Origin of the sequence: Mucilaginibacter sp. R-33, from assembly GCF_049949235.1 — a bacterium.
GTDB lineage: Bacteria > Bacteroidota > Bacteroidia > Sphingobacteriales > Sphingobacteriaceae > Mucilaginibacter.
Genome location: NZ_CP188089.1, coordinates 1,729,929 through 1,744,515 on the forward strand (window position 1 = coordinate 1,729,929; position 14,587 = coordinate 1,744,515).

General features: G+C 42.8%; 15 protein-coding genes and 1 tRNA gene. 11 read left to right on the forward strand and 5 right to left on the reverse strand.

The genetic code is table 11. From position 1 onward, the window contains the following. The first annotated feature begins 49 nt into the window (after positions 1-49). The 8 genes from ACP26M_RS07325 to ACP26M_RS07360 all read left to right on the forward strand — a co-directional run bounded on the left by ACP26M_RS07325 (position 50) and on the right by ACP26M_RS07360 (position 7,480). A complete protein-coding gene (locus ACP26M_RS07325; protein ID WP_426587527.1) occupies positions 50-3,298 on the forward strand; it encodes a CheR family methyltransferase in 3,249 nt (1,082 codons plus the stop codon). 156 nt (positions 3,299-3,454) lie between these two features. Next, positions 3,455-4,216 (forward strand): hypothetical protein, encoded by a 762-nt coding sequence (locus ACP26M_RS07330; RefSeq protein WP_426587530.1) that lies wholly within the window; start codon positions 3,455-3,457, stop codon positions 4,214-4,216. 173 nt (positions 4,217-4,389) lie between these two features. Further along, the gene (locus ACP26M_RS07335) at positions 4,390-4,659 is read left to right on the forward strand and encodes a helix-turn-helix domain-containing protein (RefSeq protein WP_426587532.1); all 270 of its coding nucleotides are present in this window, start codon (positions 4,390-4,392) and stop codon (positions 4,657-4,659) included. A gap of 15 nt (positions 4,660-4,674) precedes the next feature. Continuing rightward, positions 4,675-4,959 carry a helix-turn-helix domain-containing protein gene (locus ACP26M_RS07340; protein WP_426587534.1) on the forward strand — a complete coding sequence of 95 codons (285 nt, stop codon included), beginning with the start codon at positions 4,675-4,677 and terminating at the stop codon, positions 4,957-4,959. After that, a complete protein-coding gene (locus tag ACP26M_RS07345; RefSeq protein WP_426587536.1) occupies positions 4,934-5,242 on the forward strand; it encodes a hypothetical protein in 309 nt (102 codons plus the stop codon). Before ACP26M_RS07340 ends, ACP26M_RS07345 begins: the two co-directional genes overlap by 26 nt. Before the next feature lie 243 nt (positions 5,243-5,485). Beyond that, positions 5,486-5,863 carry a MobC family plasmid mobilization relaxosome protein gene (locus ACP26M_RS07350; protein ID WP_426587538.1) on the forward strand — a complete coding sequence of 126 codons (378 nt, stop codon included), beginning with the start codon at positions 5,486-5,488 and terminating at the stop codon, positions 5,861-5,863. After that, a complete protein-coding gene (locus ACP26M_RS07355) occupies positions 5,853-6,833 on the forward strand; it encodes a relaxase/mobilization nuclease domain-containing protein (RefSeq protein ID WP_426587540.1) in 981 nt (326 codons plus the stop codon). The genes ACP26M_RS07350 and ACP26M_RS07355 overlap by 11 nt, the downstream gene beginning before the upstream one ends. A gap of 44 nt (positions 6,834-6,877) precedes the next feature. Next, complete coding sequence (locus ACP26M_RS07360) at positions 6,878-7,480, forward strand: hypothetical protein (protein WP_426587542.1); 603 nt, start codon at positions 6,878-6,880, stop codon at positions 7,478-7,480. Between the two features lie 427 nt (positions 7,481-7,907). Here ACP26M_RS07360 and ACP26M_RS07365 read toward each other — a convergent pair whose 3' ends face one another. After that, positions 7,908-8,318: a tyrosine-type recombinase/integrase gene (locus tag ACP26M_RS07365; protein WP_426587544.1), complete on the reverse strand. Its 411-nt coding sequence runs from the start codon at positions 8,316-8,318 to the stop codon at positions 7,908-7,910. A gap of 112 nt (positions 8,319-8,430) precedes the next feature. Here ACP26M_RS07365 and ACP26M_RS07370 point away from each other — a divergent pair, with 112 nt between their 5' ends. The 3 genes from ACP26M_RS07370 (at position 8,431) to ACP26M_RS07380 (ending at position 11,207) form a co-directional block, all read left to right on the forward strand. Next, positions 8,431-9,150: a hypothetical protein gene (locus tag ACP26M_RS07370; RefSeq protein ID WP_426587546.1), complete on the forward strand. Its 720-nt coding sequence runs from the start codon at positions 8,431-8,433 to the stop codon at positions 9,148-9,150. A gap of 174 nt (positions 9,151-9,324) precedes the next feature. Further along, positions 9,325-10,380, forward strand: coding sequence for a hypothetical protein (locus ACP26M_RS07375; protein ID WP_426587548.1), 1,056 nt, complete (start codon positions 9,325-9,327; stop codon positions 10,378-10,380). A gap of 47 nt (positions 10,381-10,427) precedes the next feature. Further along, positions 10,428-11,207: a metallophosphoesterase gene (locus ACP26M_RS07380; protein WP_426587550.1), complete on the forward strand. Its 780-nt coding sequence runs from the start codon at positions 10,428-10,430 to the stop codon at positions 11,205-11,207. A gap of 78 nt (positions 11,208-11,285) precedes the next feature. Here the strand turns inward: ACP26M_RS07380 and ACP26M_RS07385 are convergent, their stop codons facing one another. From ACP26M_RS07385 to ACP26M_RS07400, 4 genes are all read right to left on the reverse strand, one after another. Beyond that, the gene (locus ACP26M_RS07385) at positions 11,286-11,822 is read right to left on the reverse strand and encodes an ORF6N domain-containing protein (protein ID WP_426587552.1); all 537 of its coding nucleotides are present in this window, start codon (positions 11,820-11,822) and stop codon (positions 11,286-11,288) included. Between the two features lie 73 nt (positions 11,823-11,895). Further along, the gene (locus ACP26M_RS07390) at positions 11,896-13,107 is read right to left on the reverse strand and encodes a site-specific integrase (RefSeq protein ID WP_426587554.1); all 1,212 of its coding nucleotides are present in this window, start codon (positions 13,105-13,107) and stop codon (positions 11,896-11,898) included. A 245-nt stretch (positions 13,108-13,352) separates the two neighbouring features. After that, positions 13,353-13,442: transfer RNA gene (locus ACP26M_RS07395), tRNA-Ser, on the reverse strand. Between the two features lie 173 nt (positions 13,443-13,615). Beyond that, positions 13,616-13,951: a hypothetical protein gene (locus ACP26M_RS07400; RefSeq protein WP_426587556.1), complete on the reverse strand. Its 336-nt coding sequence runs from the start codon at positions 13,949-13,951 to the stop codon at positions 13,616-13,618. Positions 13,952-14,587 lie beyond the last annotated feature (636 nt).

Here is a 14,587-nt window from a genome sequence, read left to right on the forward strand (position 1 = left end):
TTAATAGCTTACTATATAATATACACCTCTTTTAATAAACCTGTCAGCCATGGCTAAAATTGTTGATCAACAGTATATCATAGCCATCGGCGCATCTGCCGGCGGCCTGGAAGCAATATCTGCATTCTTTGACTACACGCCGCTGGATTCCGTATCTTATATCCTGATACAGCATCTTTCGGCTGATTTCAAAAGCCAAATGGTACAGATCCTGGCCCAGCATAGCAAATTACAGGTGGTTGAGGCCATTGAGAATGTGGATATCAAATCAAATACGGTGTACCTGATCCCGAGCACCAAATTCATGATCGTGAAAAATGGCCGTTTGATCCTTTCTGATAAAAAGGACCAGCCCCGCCCGCATATGACAATCGATTATTTTTTCAGTTCCCTGGCCAAGGAACGCGGGAACAAAGCAATCGGTATCATATTATCGGGCACCGGCGACGATGGTTCAAAAGGCATTGTGGCGATCAAAAAAAATGGTGGTATCGTCCTTATACAGGATCCCGCTACTGCAAACTTTAAAGGCATGCCCGAGGCCGGTATCGCAACGGGTTCCGCCGACTGTATCCTGTCACCCGAAGCCATGCCCCAGATCATAGAAGATTATGTCCGGGACGGTGTGCTTGAACTGCTGACCGATCAGCCGTCGGCCCAGATCAGCGAAGCAGAACTCGCGCAGATCCTGACGTTGATTAAAGGTAATCTCCCACTGGATTTCACCGACTATAAACGCGCGACTATTATCAGGCGGATCAAGCGGCGGATGGTCGCGCTTAACTTCAGCAAGATTGAAAAATATTATCAATATTTAAATGGAAATGCAGCAGAGATCACTTTGCTGGCCAACGATTTTCTGATCAGCGTAACCTCTTTTTTCCGCGACCCGGAAGCCTTTAAGATCATCGAAGAGAAGGTCATCCCGGAAATCATCAAAAAAAACCAGACAGAGGTACTGAAAATATGGGTAGCCGGTTGTGCAACCGGCGAGGAAGCCTACTCATTGGCGATACTTATCAAAGAGTATTTAAACAAGCATCCTAAAAATATAGAGATCAAGATCTTCGCCTCGGATATTAGCAAGGCGGCGTTAGATACCGCTTCGAAAGGTATTTATCCGGAGAGTATTATCAAAACCGTATCGAAAGAGCGGTTGCAGCAGTTTTTTACGAGAGAAGGCGCGGGTTTTAAAGTTAAACATGAGCTACGCAAAATGCTGATCTTTGCCCAACACGACGTGACTAAGAATCCGCCTTATTGTAATATCGACCTGATCAGCTGCCGCAACCTGCTCATCTACCTGAATGTGACCTTGCAGCAAAAGGTATTCGCCATGCTGCATTTCGGCTTAAAACAAGGTGGTTACCTGGTTTTAGGCCTCAGCGAGAGTGCATCGGTCATCAAAGATGGTTTTAACGAGATCAGCAGCAAATGGAATATTCTGAAAAGCAATAAATCGGGCCGGGCTATACGTTTTGATGCATTTGCTTCTCATTATATTGGCGAAGTGAAAACAACGCGCATGGAAATACCTCCCAAATATATTGCCCCGGTATCAAAAAACGAGCTATTGGACCAGGTCAGCTCCGCGCTGTTAAGAGAGGCTGCTTTCAACGGAGTATGTACGGATCAAAACCTGTCTGTCATTCAGTCCTTCGGCAATACCCGACCCTATTTAAAGAACATCAACTTTAACCACAACCTCACCGACTTGTTGCCGGAGCATCTGACCGTTATCTTTAAAGCAGCAGCCCACAAAGCCATGAAGCTAGACGAAAAGGTGGTGCTTGACCAGGTCAACCTTAACAAAGATCAACTGATCAATATTACCCTTAGCCCATTTACCGTGACCGGGTCAGGTGAAAAGTTGCTGCTGGTATTGTTTACTGAAAGCGCGAACGCGGTCACTGAAAAGCATATGATCCAAATGGGCGATATCAACGAAGTAACCCGGGAGCATGTGATCAGCCTGGAGCAAGAAGTGGCGCAATTGAAACATGCCGTAGCAGTAGCGGAGGACCGGATCGCCTCTTCCAATGAGAATATGCAATCATTTAATGAAGAGCTCCAGTCTGCTAACGAGGAGATGCAATCTGCCAACGAGGAAATGCAAAGTACGAACGAAGAGCTGCAATCGGTCAACGAGGAACTTCAAACCGTCAACAAGAATCATCAGCTGACCATTGATGAGTTAACGGACCTGAATGACGATCTGAATAATTACTTCCGCAGCAATACCAACGGCCAGTTGTTTGTTGACCGCGAATTGCTGCTAAAAAGATATTCTCCGGGAGCGGTAAAACATATCAACATACGCGAAGGCGACATTGGCCGGCCGCTCAGTAATATTACTACCAATATTAAATTTGAGACCCTAATTGATGATATCCGGGCCGTTATACATGACGAAGAACCCATTACCCGGGAAGCAGAGTCAACCAACGGTAAGGTTTACCAGGTAATGACGATGCCATACCTGAAGAAGAACAGTAAAAAAGCCGATGGTGCTATTATCAGTTTTTATGATATCACTGAACTGAAAAAACTATTGCAGGAACTGGATATCAGCAATAAAAATCTGGACATTAGTAACCGCAGTCTTGATAACCGCAATAAAAGCCTGCTGAGAATTAATGCTGACCTGAACAACTTTGTTTTCGGCGCATCGCATGACCTGAATGCGCCAATTGTGAATATTGAAATGCTGCTGGAGATACTCAATGATAAACTGGATACCAAAGACCCTGAAGTAGTAGAGCTATCCGGCATGATGAACAAAGCTGTCTCCAATTTTAAGGCGATCATCCGTGACCTCGCCGGCGTAGGCTATATGGAGTCAGAAGATACCGGAGACATCCTGGAAAGCTTTCCAGCACTTTTTAAAGAGATTACGGAGACCTTATCAGAAAAAATCAAGACTACAAAAGCGGTATTCTATACGGATTTTCAGACAAAAGAGGTCCGGTTCGCCAAAAAGAACCTGAGAAGCGTTATGCTGAACCTGATCACCAATGCACTGAAGTTCCACGCTGCCGATCGTTTACCGGAGATTCACATCAAGACTGAAAAAGATGGTGAATTTATCGTGTTAACCATCAGCGATAACGGCATAGGGATCACTAATGAAGAAATCGATAAAATTTTTAAAAAATATAAACGGTTAAGCAATGAGACAGAAGGTACGGGAATCGGGCTTTATCTCATCCGGAAGATCGTCAATGCGTCCGGTGGTAAAGTCGAAGTGAAATGCAAGCCGGGTAATGGTTGTGCTTTCAAGATATTTTTTAAAATATAGCCTAATAGAACTAAGGCTAAGAAGTAAGATCAAACCAATAGTATTAATTATTCTCGGTGATCTTTTTAAATTTTACCCCTAATTGCATAACGAAATACTTTAAAGTGTTTCTCTTCCTACTCAGAAACACTTATTTTTGAATAAACCCGCTATCAAATGAGCGTAACATATTTCAAACCATGTGATCGTTTCGATTTTGCGAGGGATACCTTGGACATTGGCAATCCATTACAATGGGACAGGTCTCATTTTCTAAAACACTTTTTTAAAAGAGTGTTTGCCATTCCAGAAGACCGAATCGATGAATTTTACCAACGCCACTTGGCTTATTATTTATCCAGGCATACTGATGGTACAGAAGAGATATTCTTTAAATATTTTTGGTCGCTCATTGAACGGCAATTGAAAGTGTTGTTGGGCAAGGACGTTTATGATAAAAATCATTTGAGGAATGAGCGGGAAATAATACGATTGCAAAAGTTTACGACAATGTTAATCGCGCTTGACCGCTGGAATATACACAAGTCCAATGATGCAGTTATAGCGCAGCAGGAATCGGAGATAATTGCACTTAAACATGAGGTGACCCAATTGAAAGCCGATCTCAAGAAATCGACCGCGCTTGAAACTGAGGGTTACATCAATATCCCAGAGGGCTACCGAAATACCGTTTTACACCTGCATTTACAAATGCAGGAACTTACAACACCTGAAGGGAGGGAACTCATGTTTTCGCAAACACAAAGCGTTTGGATGAAGATGATCTGCAAGTATTTCCGCGAGGGCGATAAAGAGATTAATTATGAAACGATACGCCGTTATTTTCCAGGTGACAAGCGGGACCCGGGAGATAAACATGCCGATATTCCTGCAAAAGCAAAGCTATTTACGATCAATCCCGCGAAAAAAAGGAATTGATTTTTTCATTTGCCGGCAAAGTAATCAGTTATTTGCCAGTATATCAGCAAGCTGTTAGTCAGAATTTTATAAGCTATTAATCCTTTCTTTAAACAACTCCATTTTAACCATGCAGTTCTGTATGGTCAAGAAATCTATTCTGTACAGCACACATTTGTTCCAAAACAAATGCTATGCAGATAATCAACCAAGAAGCTCTTAGCCTGTGCATACGCCAAGCGGTGAGGGCAGAACTACAAGAACATTTTAAAACAGGCGGCAGTCAGCTGGCTAACTCAGAAAAACTTTTATCCAAGCAAGAACTTGCTGCCGAACTCGGCGTGTCTCTTGTTACGCTTACAGATTGGATGAAAAAAGGTTTACCCTATTTGCGCCTGTATAAAAGGGTGTACTTCAGAAAAAGTGAGGTGTTGAATGTCATGCAACAAACCATTAACGATTAAAACAAGGAGGAACAGATGAATGTGGAACTGATCACCAAAGGGGATTTACAGGAATTTAAAAGTGATCTGCTAAATGAGATCAAAAGGATCATACAGCCCGGACAGGGCAGTACCAAGAAATGGTTAAAGAGCGTGGAGGTTAGAAAACTGTTGGGGATATCGCCTGGCACACTTCAAAATTTACGGATCAATGGCACGCTGCGGTTTACCAAAGTAGGCAGCATCATGTATTACAAGTTGGAAGATATCAATAAGATCCTGGAGGAGAATACAAATGACGCTGCGAAAGGAAATGGTTAAAGAACTGGCAGCCTATGCCAGTTTGCTTAAACGGATGGAAAAGGATAACAGGTTGTTGCCAACACACCTTAGTCTGTTTACCGGCTTATTCGTTTGCTGGCAGCGAAACGGTTTTAGAAGCCCATTTAGTGTGACCCGGAAAAAGCTCATGGCGTTTTCCAAGGTCGCGTCTATTGCCACTTATCATAAGTGCATTAAAGAGTTGGATGAGTATGGTTATATCCGGTATCAGCCGTCCTATCATCCGAGGCTGGGTAGCCTGGTTTACTGGCCGGAAGCATAAGCAGTCGCAAAAAAGGATGCTGTCTGAATCCGCGCAAAACTTCGTTTTGCAACATTGGAATAACATACCGCAAGCGGTATGCAGCACCTATACAGACAGTGTGAAATATGGCGGAGAAATTTACGACTCGAAGGGAGCGAGTTAATGTTTTTGCTTCACAAAAACCCGGATACACCCCGCAGGGGTGATCCGGTAACTCGCTCCCGTTGGTCGGTTTGGGAAGAGGTTTTAAGAAAGTATTTTATGACAGGATCATCTGAAAAAGAGAAAATACAGAAAAAGCGCTTGCCGGGCAGGCCAAAAAAGGCGGTCAGCAGGAGCGATTTCCTGATGGTTCGGTTAACGCCGACGGAACGAGTTCTTATTGATGGACGGGCAAAGAAGGCAGGGTTGAAAACCAGCGAATGGTTTCGTAGGGCTGCCAAAAGCGCGAAAATATTCCCGCGTTTTACTGTTGAAGAAACCGGTTGGTTCAGGATGTTAGCCGGGCTTGCCAATAACCTTAATCAACTGACACACCTTGCCCATGTGGCCGGGCTTTTTTCACTTGCCCTGAAATGCCAGGCTTTGCTGAAACAGATCGAGGATTTATTAACTAAGATCAGCGGCCATGATGGGTAAACCAATCATCGGGCGAAGCTTTGGCGGCTGTATCCGTTATGTGGTGAACAAGCAGGATGCGAAGATCATTGCTGCCGAAGGGGTGCGCATGCAGAGTGCCGGTACGATCACCCATGATTTCAACCTGCAACGGAAGATGCGGCCGGAATTGGGTAAAGCTGTGGGGCACCTGGTTTTAAGCTGGAGCAGGGAAGATCTGTCTAAGCTAAGTGATGGGATCATGGTAGAACGGGCAAAAGAATATATGGATAACGTCGGTATCCGTAATACCCAGTTCGTTATAGTTCGTCACCATGACAGGGAGCACCCGCATTTACATGTGATCTATAACAGGGTAGATAATAATGGTAACACCATTACCGATAAAAACAACTTCGCCAAAAATGTCAAAGCCTGCAAAGAGATCACGCTAAAGTATGGATATCATTTAGGAGAAGGCAAGGAACAGGTGAACAGGCAAGCCTTAAAAGGAAAAGAGAAAACCCGGTATGAGCTTTTTGATGCCATTAAAGCAGCGCTTAAACAATCAGGTGACTGGAAACAACTGGAAGCGAATCTACAAAAGCAGGGTATTGGTATCGCTTATAAATATCGGAGCGGTAGTAATGACGTGCAGGGCATTTCTTTCGAAAAGGGCGATGTCAAAATGAAAGGTTCTGATATTGACCGGAGTTTGAGTTATGCTAGGATCGATATGCAGCTTAACCGGAATCTACAGGCACAGCAGGAACATGTAGTAAGAAAAGTGGATTCACCTTCATTAGCCGATCAGTTACGGGAGGCGATCAGGCAGCATCCCCAGGCTGATCATGTACATGTTCCAGGTGGCGGTAAAGGCATTCTCGAAACTTTGCTGGAACCGCAGTTTGTTGCCGGTCCGCCCGATCCGTTGGGGGATGCGGACATAGCCAAAAGGAAACGAAAGAAACATGAAGCAGAGCATTCCCAATCGCAAGGGATAAGCAGGTAGCGTGATTACAAACAAGATTATTTAACTATTCAAATTCAGGAATTATGCAACAGGAAGAACTGGAAGAAAAAATAACAATGCTGGAGGAACTGATACAAGGGTTCATTCAAAGGATAACAATAATAGAAACCGAAATGCCGGATTTTCTAAAGAGTTTTTTAAATCAATACAAGGAAACGTTAGACCGGATATCAGTCAGGATAGAAACGGCCAATAAACGTTATGACGATAAAAAGATCCAGCAACAGATGGATGAATTAAAAGATGTGGTTTCGAGGGTACCTAAAGTAATTGATGTTAAAAATAGCCATCATTTTGGGGCATGGTCAAAAAGCCTGATTATCGGGGTGGTGGTAGCTTTTGTTGTTACAGCCGGATCATTTGGAACTGCTTTATATTTAAATCATCAAAATGACCGGCTAAACGAGGAAGCTTATAATTTTTGGCTGGTTAGGGCGATGTATCCTAAAACTGCGGAAACCATTATTACGGGAATAAAGAATGATCCGAATACTTTTATAGCTAAGGCTGAAAAGGCAATGGAGAAACAGGAGGCGATTGCTGCCGCTAAAGCTATCGCCGATCAGGCAGAAAAGGATCAAAAAGTGGCGAGGGATAATTTGGAGAAAGTAAGATCGGCAAAATGAGTAACCTTTAGCTTGTTTCATTTTTAGATAGGAAGGGATGGCCATGCGACTGCGGCAGGCGGCTCCATTGCACCACGCGCTCCGGGTTCCATTACGCGCTCCGGGTTCCATTACGCCGACAGCCTGACCACCGCACATGCAGGAGTGTATTCGTGCCTCATACACACCTGCCTTTCCCGCCCGCGGATTATCGGTTAATCACAGCACCGCGGTCACTAAGATAGCTACGCAGGCAAACTGTCAAGGCTATATAAACCGGCTATCGCCGGGCCTTGACAGTTTGCCTGCTAACAGCTCCCGTTGTTTAAGCGGTGATATGACTGGTGTGCGCAGATCAAAAGTCGAAGACAATTCGGTTCGCCGCTTCTTTTTTTTGCCTTGTCCATGACACGGGTATACCGCTGCGTTGTTTTAAGGTGTCGGTGCCCTAATAGTTTTGATATGGTAAGATATCTGTGCCGTGATCGAGTTGTAAGGTTGCATAGGTATGTCGGAGGCAGCTAAATGTTAAGTGTTTATTTATACCCGCTTGCTTTGGCCATGTTTTGAGCATATCCCGGGTGTAATTATAGTTAACTTTTGGAAAGACAGTCGCTTCAGGATTGCCACGTTCTCCCATTAATTCAAATGCCTGGTTAGAAATATAAACGTGTTGAGGCTTATAAGTTTTGCGCTGACGGAATTGCAGGTAGTAACTATCTCGTTCACCGCGAACCTGATTCCAGGTAAGGTATTTGACATCACAAAACCGAAGTCCGGTCAAAATTGCCAATAATACCACCTTTTTATACAGATCATCTTTCACAGGAGTTTCAAGCAATTTTCTTATTTCATCCATCGTTAAGTACTCAACCTCTGCTTAAGTTCGGGCAGAGATCGTGGATTATTCCCCGGCCCTGCCAGCTTCACTGTGATTGCGGTTTTGACTCTCGGTGAAAGACTTTTGCTTAATGAACGAAAAAATAAAAAATGATTCAATCGGCCTGCTATTCCAGCAGGCCCTGAATAAAAAGCTCGAATCCGATCTAAGCAAGCACCACAAAAACAATTTGCGCTATGCCTTTAACCATTTCATGGACTTTCTTGGAGCGGACGGACGTGAAATGTCGATCCGGGAATTGACGACCTCCAGGATTGAAGAGTTCTTACAGCTTTTCGGTTCTTCTGCAACGTATTATATGAACAGGCGGCGGGAGCTGAACATACTTTTTAACCTCGCTTCAAGAATGATCGACGAGGATTTGATGGCCGCGAAAAGAACTGAATCCAGGCGGGTTAAAGCAACACTCCATCTGGCTTACGAAAAAGAACAATTAGAGCCTGTATTTACTTTCCTGAAAGCTAACCACACAAATCTTTACCGGTGCTGCCTGATGACTTACGGTTGCTTATTACGTCCGCATGAAGAGATCAGGTTGTTAACCAAGAAACACTTCAGGAAAGACAATACGGAGATTCATCTCGATGGCTCAGAAAACAAAGGCGGCAAGATCCGTGTGGTTTACGTACCGGATTACGTCAGGGATGAACTGGAACCTGTATTACGGGAGTTAAAAAGGGAAGATAATATCTTCAGTGGTATTAGTGAACCTTTTAACCAAACCTATTTTGGAAAGCAATGGAACCGTGAAAAAAAAGAAAATGCTAAGCCATGGCCTGATCTATCCTAAACAAACCCTATATTCTTTCCGGCATACGGCCGCAATTGACGTGTTTCGCCGAACAAAGGATGTTTATATGGTTCAAAAGATCATGGGACATTCCTCAGTGGTCATCACATTAAAATACCTGCGCAGCCTTGGTGAGTTCGATACCGAAGAATTGAAGGCAGCAGCCCCGGTATTATGATCACATTTACACGTGAAGAGTTGTACCGGCTTGTTTGGGAAACACCCATGACACTGATCGCGAAGAAATATATCATATCTGATGTAGGCTTTCGTAAGTTATGTATCCGCATGGACGTTCCTGTTCCCAAGCGGGGACAATGGGCTAAGATCCAGGCAGGACATAAACTGAAACAGCCCGTGCTGCCCATAACCGGCAAAGTTTATAAACCGGCTGTACTTGATGAAAGACCAGCCGGAGCACCGGTAAAAAAGGTTTGTCAGCTAAAAATTCATACCAGGAAAATAGCATCTGAAAAGCTGCCTTTCAGAGTCCCTGATCGTCTCGTCAGACCAGAGCCGGTTACGCTCGCTGCCAGGGAGAGCCTGAAAAGACTGACTGATCCGAATTTTCCGGGCATGGTAATCACGGCAAAGCGGGAACTGGATATCAAAGTCTCACCTGCTAACGTAGGGCGTGCGCTCCGCTTTATGGATACGCTTATCAAATGCGTGAGGGTACGTGGCTATTTATTTGAACTGCATGACGATGGGAGTTATGTCGTGATACGCGACATCAAATTAAAAGTAACATTTCGGGAGCGGACAACTAAGGTGAGGATTTATGATAAATCTTATCGTAATTATGAATGGCACCCGAACGGGAAAGTTGTTTTCAGAATTGATACGAGGCTGAAATCGGAATGGCAGGATCTTAAAGCAGTTTTGCTCGAAGAGCAATTACCCAAAATACTGGCAAAGTTGGAACTGGCTGCAAAAGAGGAAGAACTTTACCTGGAGAAAGCGCGGATCTGGCAGGCAAACTGGGAGCGGGAAAGAAAAGAAAAAGCTGAATTTGAAGCCAGAAAGAAACAGGAAAAAGAAGCTTTCAAAGAATTGATGAGGGATGCCGAACGCTGGAAGCAAGCTCAACTCATCCGGGAATATACATTGGCTATGCCGGATCCCGATCCGCAATGGTTTGCTTGGGCGAATGCTAAAGCAGACTGGCTGGATCCTTATGATCCTGGCAATGATGAATGGTTGAAAGATGCGGATAAGAATGATTTCTGAACCTTTAGTGTGCCATCGTTAAATAAATACTAAATACATTTACAATTATGCAATTACAGATAGCCTCGGACCTTCACCTGGAGTTCCCGGAAAACCGGAATTACATGGCTTTAAACCCTTTGCAGGTAAATGGAGATATCCTTTTATTGGCGGGAGATATTATGCCATTGAAAGATATTGACCGCCATAGTGATTTCTTTAGTTTACTTGCAGACAATTATGAGCATACGTATTGGGTTCCCGGCAATCACGAATTTTACCATTTCGATATAGTCAACAGATCAGGTGTTTCTCGTGAGTCGATCCGATCTAACGTGACGCTGCTTAACAATTCTACTATTGAATTGAACCGGGTCAGGATCCATTTTACGACACTATGGTCAAAAATATCGAAATATAAAGCCCGTTATATCGAACGGGGGATGATGGATTTCAGGGTGATCAGAGATGAGGGCAGGTTGTTCTCGGTCGAAAAATACAACCAGATGCATTCTGATTCCCTGGCATTTCTCGAAACTGCATTGAAGGCTGGAGCGGATAACCGGAATGAGGATGTCAGGAACATCGTTGTGTCGCATCACGTGCCCACATTTCAGCATTATCCCAGACAATATTTAGACAGCGTTTTAAATGAAGCTTTTGCAGCCGACTTAGATGCTTTTATCGAGGACAGCGGTGTTGACTATTGGATATACGGCCATCATCACGATGCCACTCCTGAATTTAATATCGGGAAAACTAAGCTGCTGACCAATCAACTCGGATATGTACATCAGGACGAGCATTGCAATTTTGATCGCGGCAAGACGATAACAATTGATGTATAGATAAGATAAAGGATGCACTGGCATGGAAATCCATGCCAGTGTTCCTAAATACATAGAGGTAAATTGAATGCCTTTTTTTTAAAAGCTATCAGTATCCGGCATATAGCCAATTCTTTTTCTATCTATTGGCTGCGATTTTTTTTCGATCAGTTCATCAAGATAGCCGAACACCAATTCAATGCTTTTATCCTGCCTGATCAGTTTGCTTTTGATCTGTTCAATTTCCAACCGGAGTTCTGTATTATCGAGGTACATGTTTCGTATCCGGTTGAATATCCGCATAACCTGAACATTAACCTGGATGGCCTGTTTGCTGTTCAATACGCTTGAAAGCATCAGCACCCCATGCTCAGTGAACACATATGGGAGTTTTCTCCTTCCGCCTCGTTTTGATGTCGCAATTTGCGACACCAAACTTTCAAACTCCGATTCATTCAACCTGAACATAAAATCATCTGGAAACCTGTCTAAATTCCTGGTTACCTGTTCGTTCAAACGCCGTGTTTCTACACCATAAAGTTCAGCCAGATCGCTGTCAAGCATCACTTTCTGATCCCTGATATAATAGATCTTGGTCATGATAATATCGTCTGATATTGGAGTTGTATCGCTCATTGATTTCTTGTTTGAAAATTTAAGGATTAACCATAGAGCCAATTATGGCTCTATGGTTGTGTAAATAGGCGGTTTAATAAAGCTTCCTTAGCTTAGACATGTCCTGGGCTACTTTCATATCAAGGATCTTGGCGTAATGCTGAGTGGTTTTGATATTGGTATGGCCAAGCATTTTTGATACGCTTTCAATGGAAACGCCATTTGCAAGCGTTACAGTAGTCGCGAATGTATGACGGGCAATGTGATAGGTTAATTCTTTGTTGATACCGCAGGCATCTGCTATTTCTTTCAGATAGCTATTCATTTTCTGGTTGCTTAATACAGGGAGCAACAAACCATCATTCACGCATTGAGGATGCTCTTCATACTTGGCCATTAATTCCATTGCCTGGGGAAGCAAAGGAATACGGGAAGAAGTATCTGTTTTTTGCCGACTGGTGTAAACCCATTTCTGCCCGTCGATTCCGGTGACAATTTCAGTACGTTTTAGCTTCTTCACATCTGCATAAGCTAAGCCGGTGTAACAACTGAAAAGAAAAATATCCCTTACCTGAGATACCCGGTCGCTAACCAGTTGCTTATTCGCCATCGCCTCCAGTTCTTCGGCATTTAAAAAATCCCGTTTAACTTCCTTTACTTTTGGTTTGTATTTAACAAACGGATCTTTATCAAGCCAACCATTTGCGATACAGATCAGGATAATCTTCTTGAAATTTTTAAGGTATTTGACCGTCGAATTATTGTTGCAGCCTCTTTCTGAACGGAGATAAAAATCGTAAGCCATAATGAACTCATGATCGATCGCCCGGATATCGATATCGTGGGCATTATATTTCCAGATCAAAAATGCCTGTGTATGCTTCAAGCTTGTTTCGTAACGGTCAAGCGTACCTTTTGCATATTCTTTGCCAATAAGCGCGGCAACCTGCCTGTTGTGTTCCTGAAATATGGGCACCAACATTTTTCCAGGTGAAGGCTTGCCGCCGAGAAGTCTGTCTTTCAAATTAGTCGCGGTGATCAACAACTTTCGTTCCATCATATCCCTATGAACGTCATACACCTGGTGTTCTAAAGTTTTCAAGTAGGCATTGATACTTTTTATCTCTTCATTGTTGCCGGATAATTTTTGCCCATTTGTGTTCCATTTGTCGGGATTGACATAGCGTTTAGAGGAGACTTCGATGCGTACGCCATCAACAGTGATACGCAGGTAAACAGGGGCGAGGCCTTCGGCATTTGTTTTTGATCTCTTTACGTAAAAGAGCAGGTTAAAAGATTTGTTCATCGCTGAAGCTTTTAAGTGAATAAAATTAGTTACATATCCTGCTGAAATCAAGATGTTTAAATATTGAACATGCTCAATAACAGCGACTTATAAGCATTCCGGTGACCGATAGGATTACCTTGAAATAGGTCACCCACGGGGCACCAGAACAAAGCGATTGATTGGTTTATTTTGGTGATGGCTAAAAACAGAAAGCGCCGTAAATAATTCATTTACAGCGCTTTTGATCCTAATTGAATAATACTTGGCGGAGAGTTAGGGATTCGAACCCCAGGAACCTTTCACAGTTCAACAGTTTTCAAGACTGCCGCAATCGACCACTCTGCCAACTCTCCGGGCGCAAAAGTACAAATCTGAACCGAATTGCCAAATCCGAATTGTTACTTTAAGCGAAGGTTAAGTAAAAGTTATAATGCAGTATCTGTTTATCAGACTATTATAATTGAAATTTTTTTTGAATTTATTATCCCGAGTTCGGAAATTCACCTCGATGTCCGTATAATCAGGTTTAATGATTCTGCAGATCATGTTCAAATCTTCTCATACTTTCAAATAGCATGGCAAATCCATCGGCCATTTGACCAAACAAGCGCTCATCAATACTGTATTTAATTGAGCCGCGTAAACCATGAGTCTTTATAATACCCATCCGTTTTAATTCGGCAATGTGCTTGGTTATTGTTTCCTGGTTAAACGGGATGCTATATAAACTTTCTTTGGGTACTAAATTGCCGTTAGCTATAATAATACGGACAATGGCAATTCTGACGGGCAATGCAAGGGCTTTCGCAAAATTAGCCAGTTCGTTATCGGTATTTGAAAATTTTAAGTTGAAATAAGGCATAACTTGTCCACACGGTTGTTAAATGAATTAATTGTTAGTACGGCATTAATTGCCGTAAATGCAGGTAATAAGAAAATAAGAAAACATTGTAAAGGTATTGGCAGGTGAGAAGCTGATAACTCAGATTTTCCAGGTACAGGTAATGGAAAAAATGTTAGCAGCATAAAAAACCTTGTGAGACCGAAATCTGCTTTGAGTATCATATTGTGATATGAACCGGAACGGGCATAACTCGCAGGTACGAATTAACCTGAATTGATTACTTAATGCAGCTAAGGTTTTGCCGAAAATTACCCGCGGGCGGGATAAAAAGAGAACAGGTGCAGATTTGCCATCATTTGCACTCGAAATAACCGGACCGTTTTGTTTTACCGGTCCGTTATTAAGCGTTAAATACTTTCCTGTTTTAGCATGACCTGCAATTTTGGGACATCGTGTAACATACAAACACGAAAAAAAGAAATATCCTATAGCTATAAATAAGCATAGTATTCTTTTACCTAATGTTTCTGTCGCCATGCATCATAATTTTCCAATTCAAATCTATGCGCCTAATATTAATAGTATGTTGTTAAACGATTAAAATAATATTAAGTCAATTGATGTTTTAATTTTCAATTTTGTATATTTAGACAT

Bases quoted from the DNA above. Each gene is read 5' to 3' on its own strand.
- ACP26M_RS07330 (WP_426587530.1), top strand. From the start codon at position 3,455: ATGAGCGTAACATATTTCAAACCATGTGATCGTTTCGATTTTGCGAGG.
- ACP26M_RS07390 (WP_426587554.1), bottom strand. From the start codon at position 13,107: ATGAACAAATCTTTTAACCTGCTCTTTTACGTAAAGAGATCAAAAACA.
- ACP26M_RS07335 (WP_426587532.1), top strand. From the start codon at position 4,390: ATGCAGATAATCAACCAAGAAGCTCTTAGCCTGTGCATACGCCAAGCG.
- ACP26M_RS07380 (WP_426587550.1), top strand. From the start codon at position 10,428: ATGCAATTACAGATAGCCTCGGACCTTCACCTGGAGTTCCCGGAAAAC.
- ACP26M_RS07350 (WP_426587538.1), top strand. From the start codon at position 5,486: ATGACAGGATCATCTGAAAAAGAGAAAATACAGAAAAAGCGCTTGCCG.
- ACP26M_RS07375 (WP_426587548.1), top strand. From the start codon at position 9,325: ATGATCACATTTACACGTGAAGAGTTGTACCGGCTTGTTTGGGAAACA.
- ACP26M_RS07325 (WP_426587527.1), top strand. From the start codon at position 50: ATGGCTAAAATTGTTGATCAACAGTATATCATAGCCATCGGCGCATCT.
- ACP26M_RS07365 (WP_426587544.1), bottom strand. From the start codon at position 8,318: ATGGATGAAATAAGAAAATTGCTTGAAACTCCTGTGAAAGATGATCTG.
- ACP26M_RS07400 (WP_426587556.1), bottom strand. From the start codon at position 13,951: ATGCCTTATTTCAACTTAAAATTTTCAAATACCGATAACGAACTGGCT.
- ACP26M_RS07345 (WP_426587536.1), top strand. From the start codon at position 4,934: ATGACGCTGCGAAAGGAAATGGTTAAAGAACTGGCAGCCTATGCCAGT.
- ACP26M_RS07385 (WP_426587552.1), bottom strand. From the start codon at position 11,822: ATGAGCGATACAACTCCAATATCAGACGATATTATCATGACCAAGATC.
- ACP26M_RS07360 (WP_426587542.1), top strand. From the start codon at position 6,878: ATGCAACAGGAAGAACTGGAAGAAAAAATAACAATGCTGGAGGAACTG.
- ACP26M_RS07340 (WP_426587534.1), top strand. From the start codon at position 4,675: ATGAATGTGGAACTGATCACCAAAGGGGATTTACAGGAATTTAAAAGT.
- ACP26M_RS07355 (WP_426587540.1), top strand. From the start codon at position 5,853: ATGATGGGTAAACCAATCATCGGGCGAAGCTTTGGCGGCTGTATCCGT.
- ACP26M_RS07370 (WP_426587546.1), top strand. From the start codon at position 8,431: ATGAACGAAAAAATAAAAAATGATTCAATCGGCCTGCTATTCCAGCAG.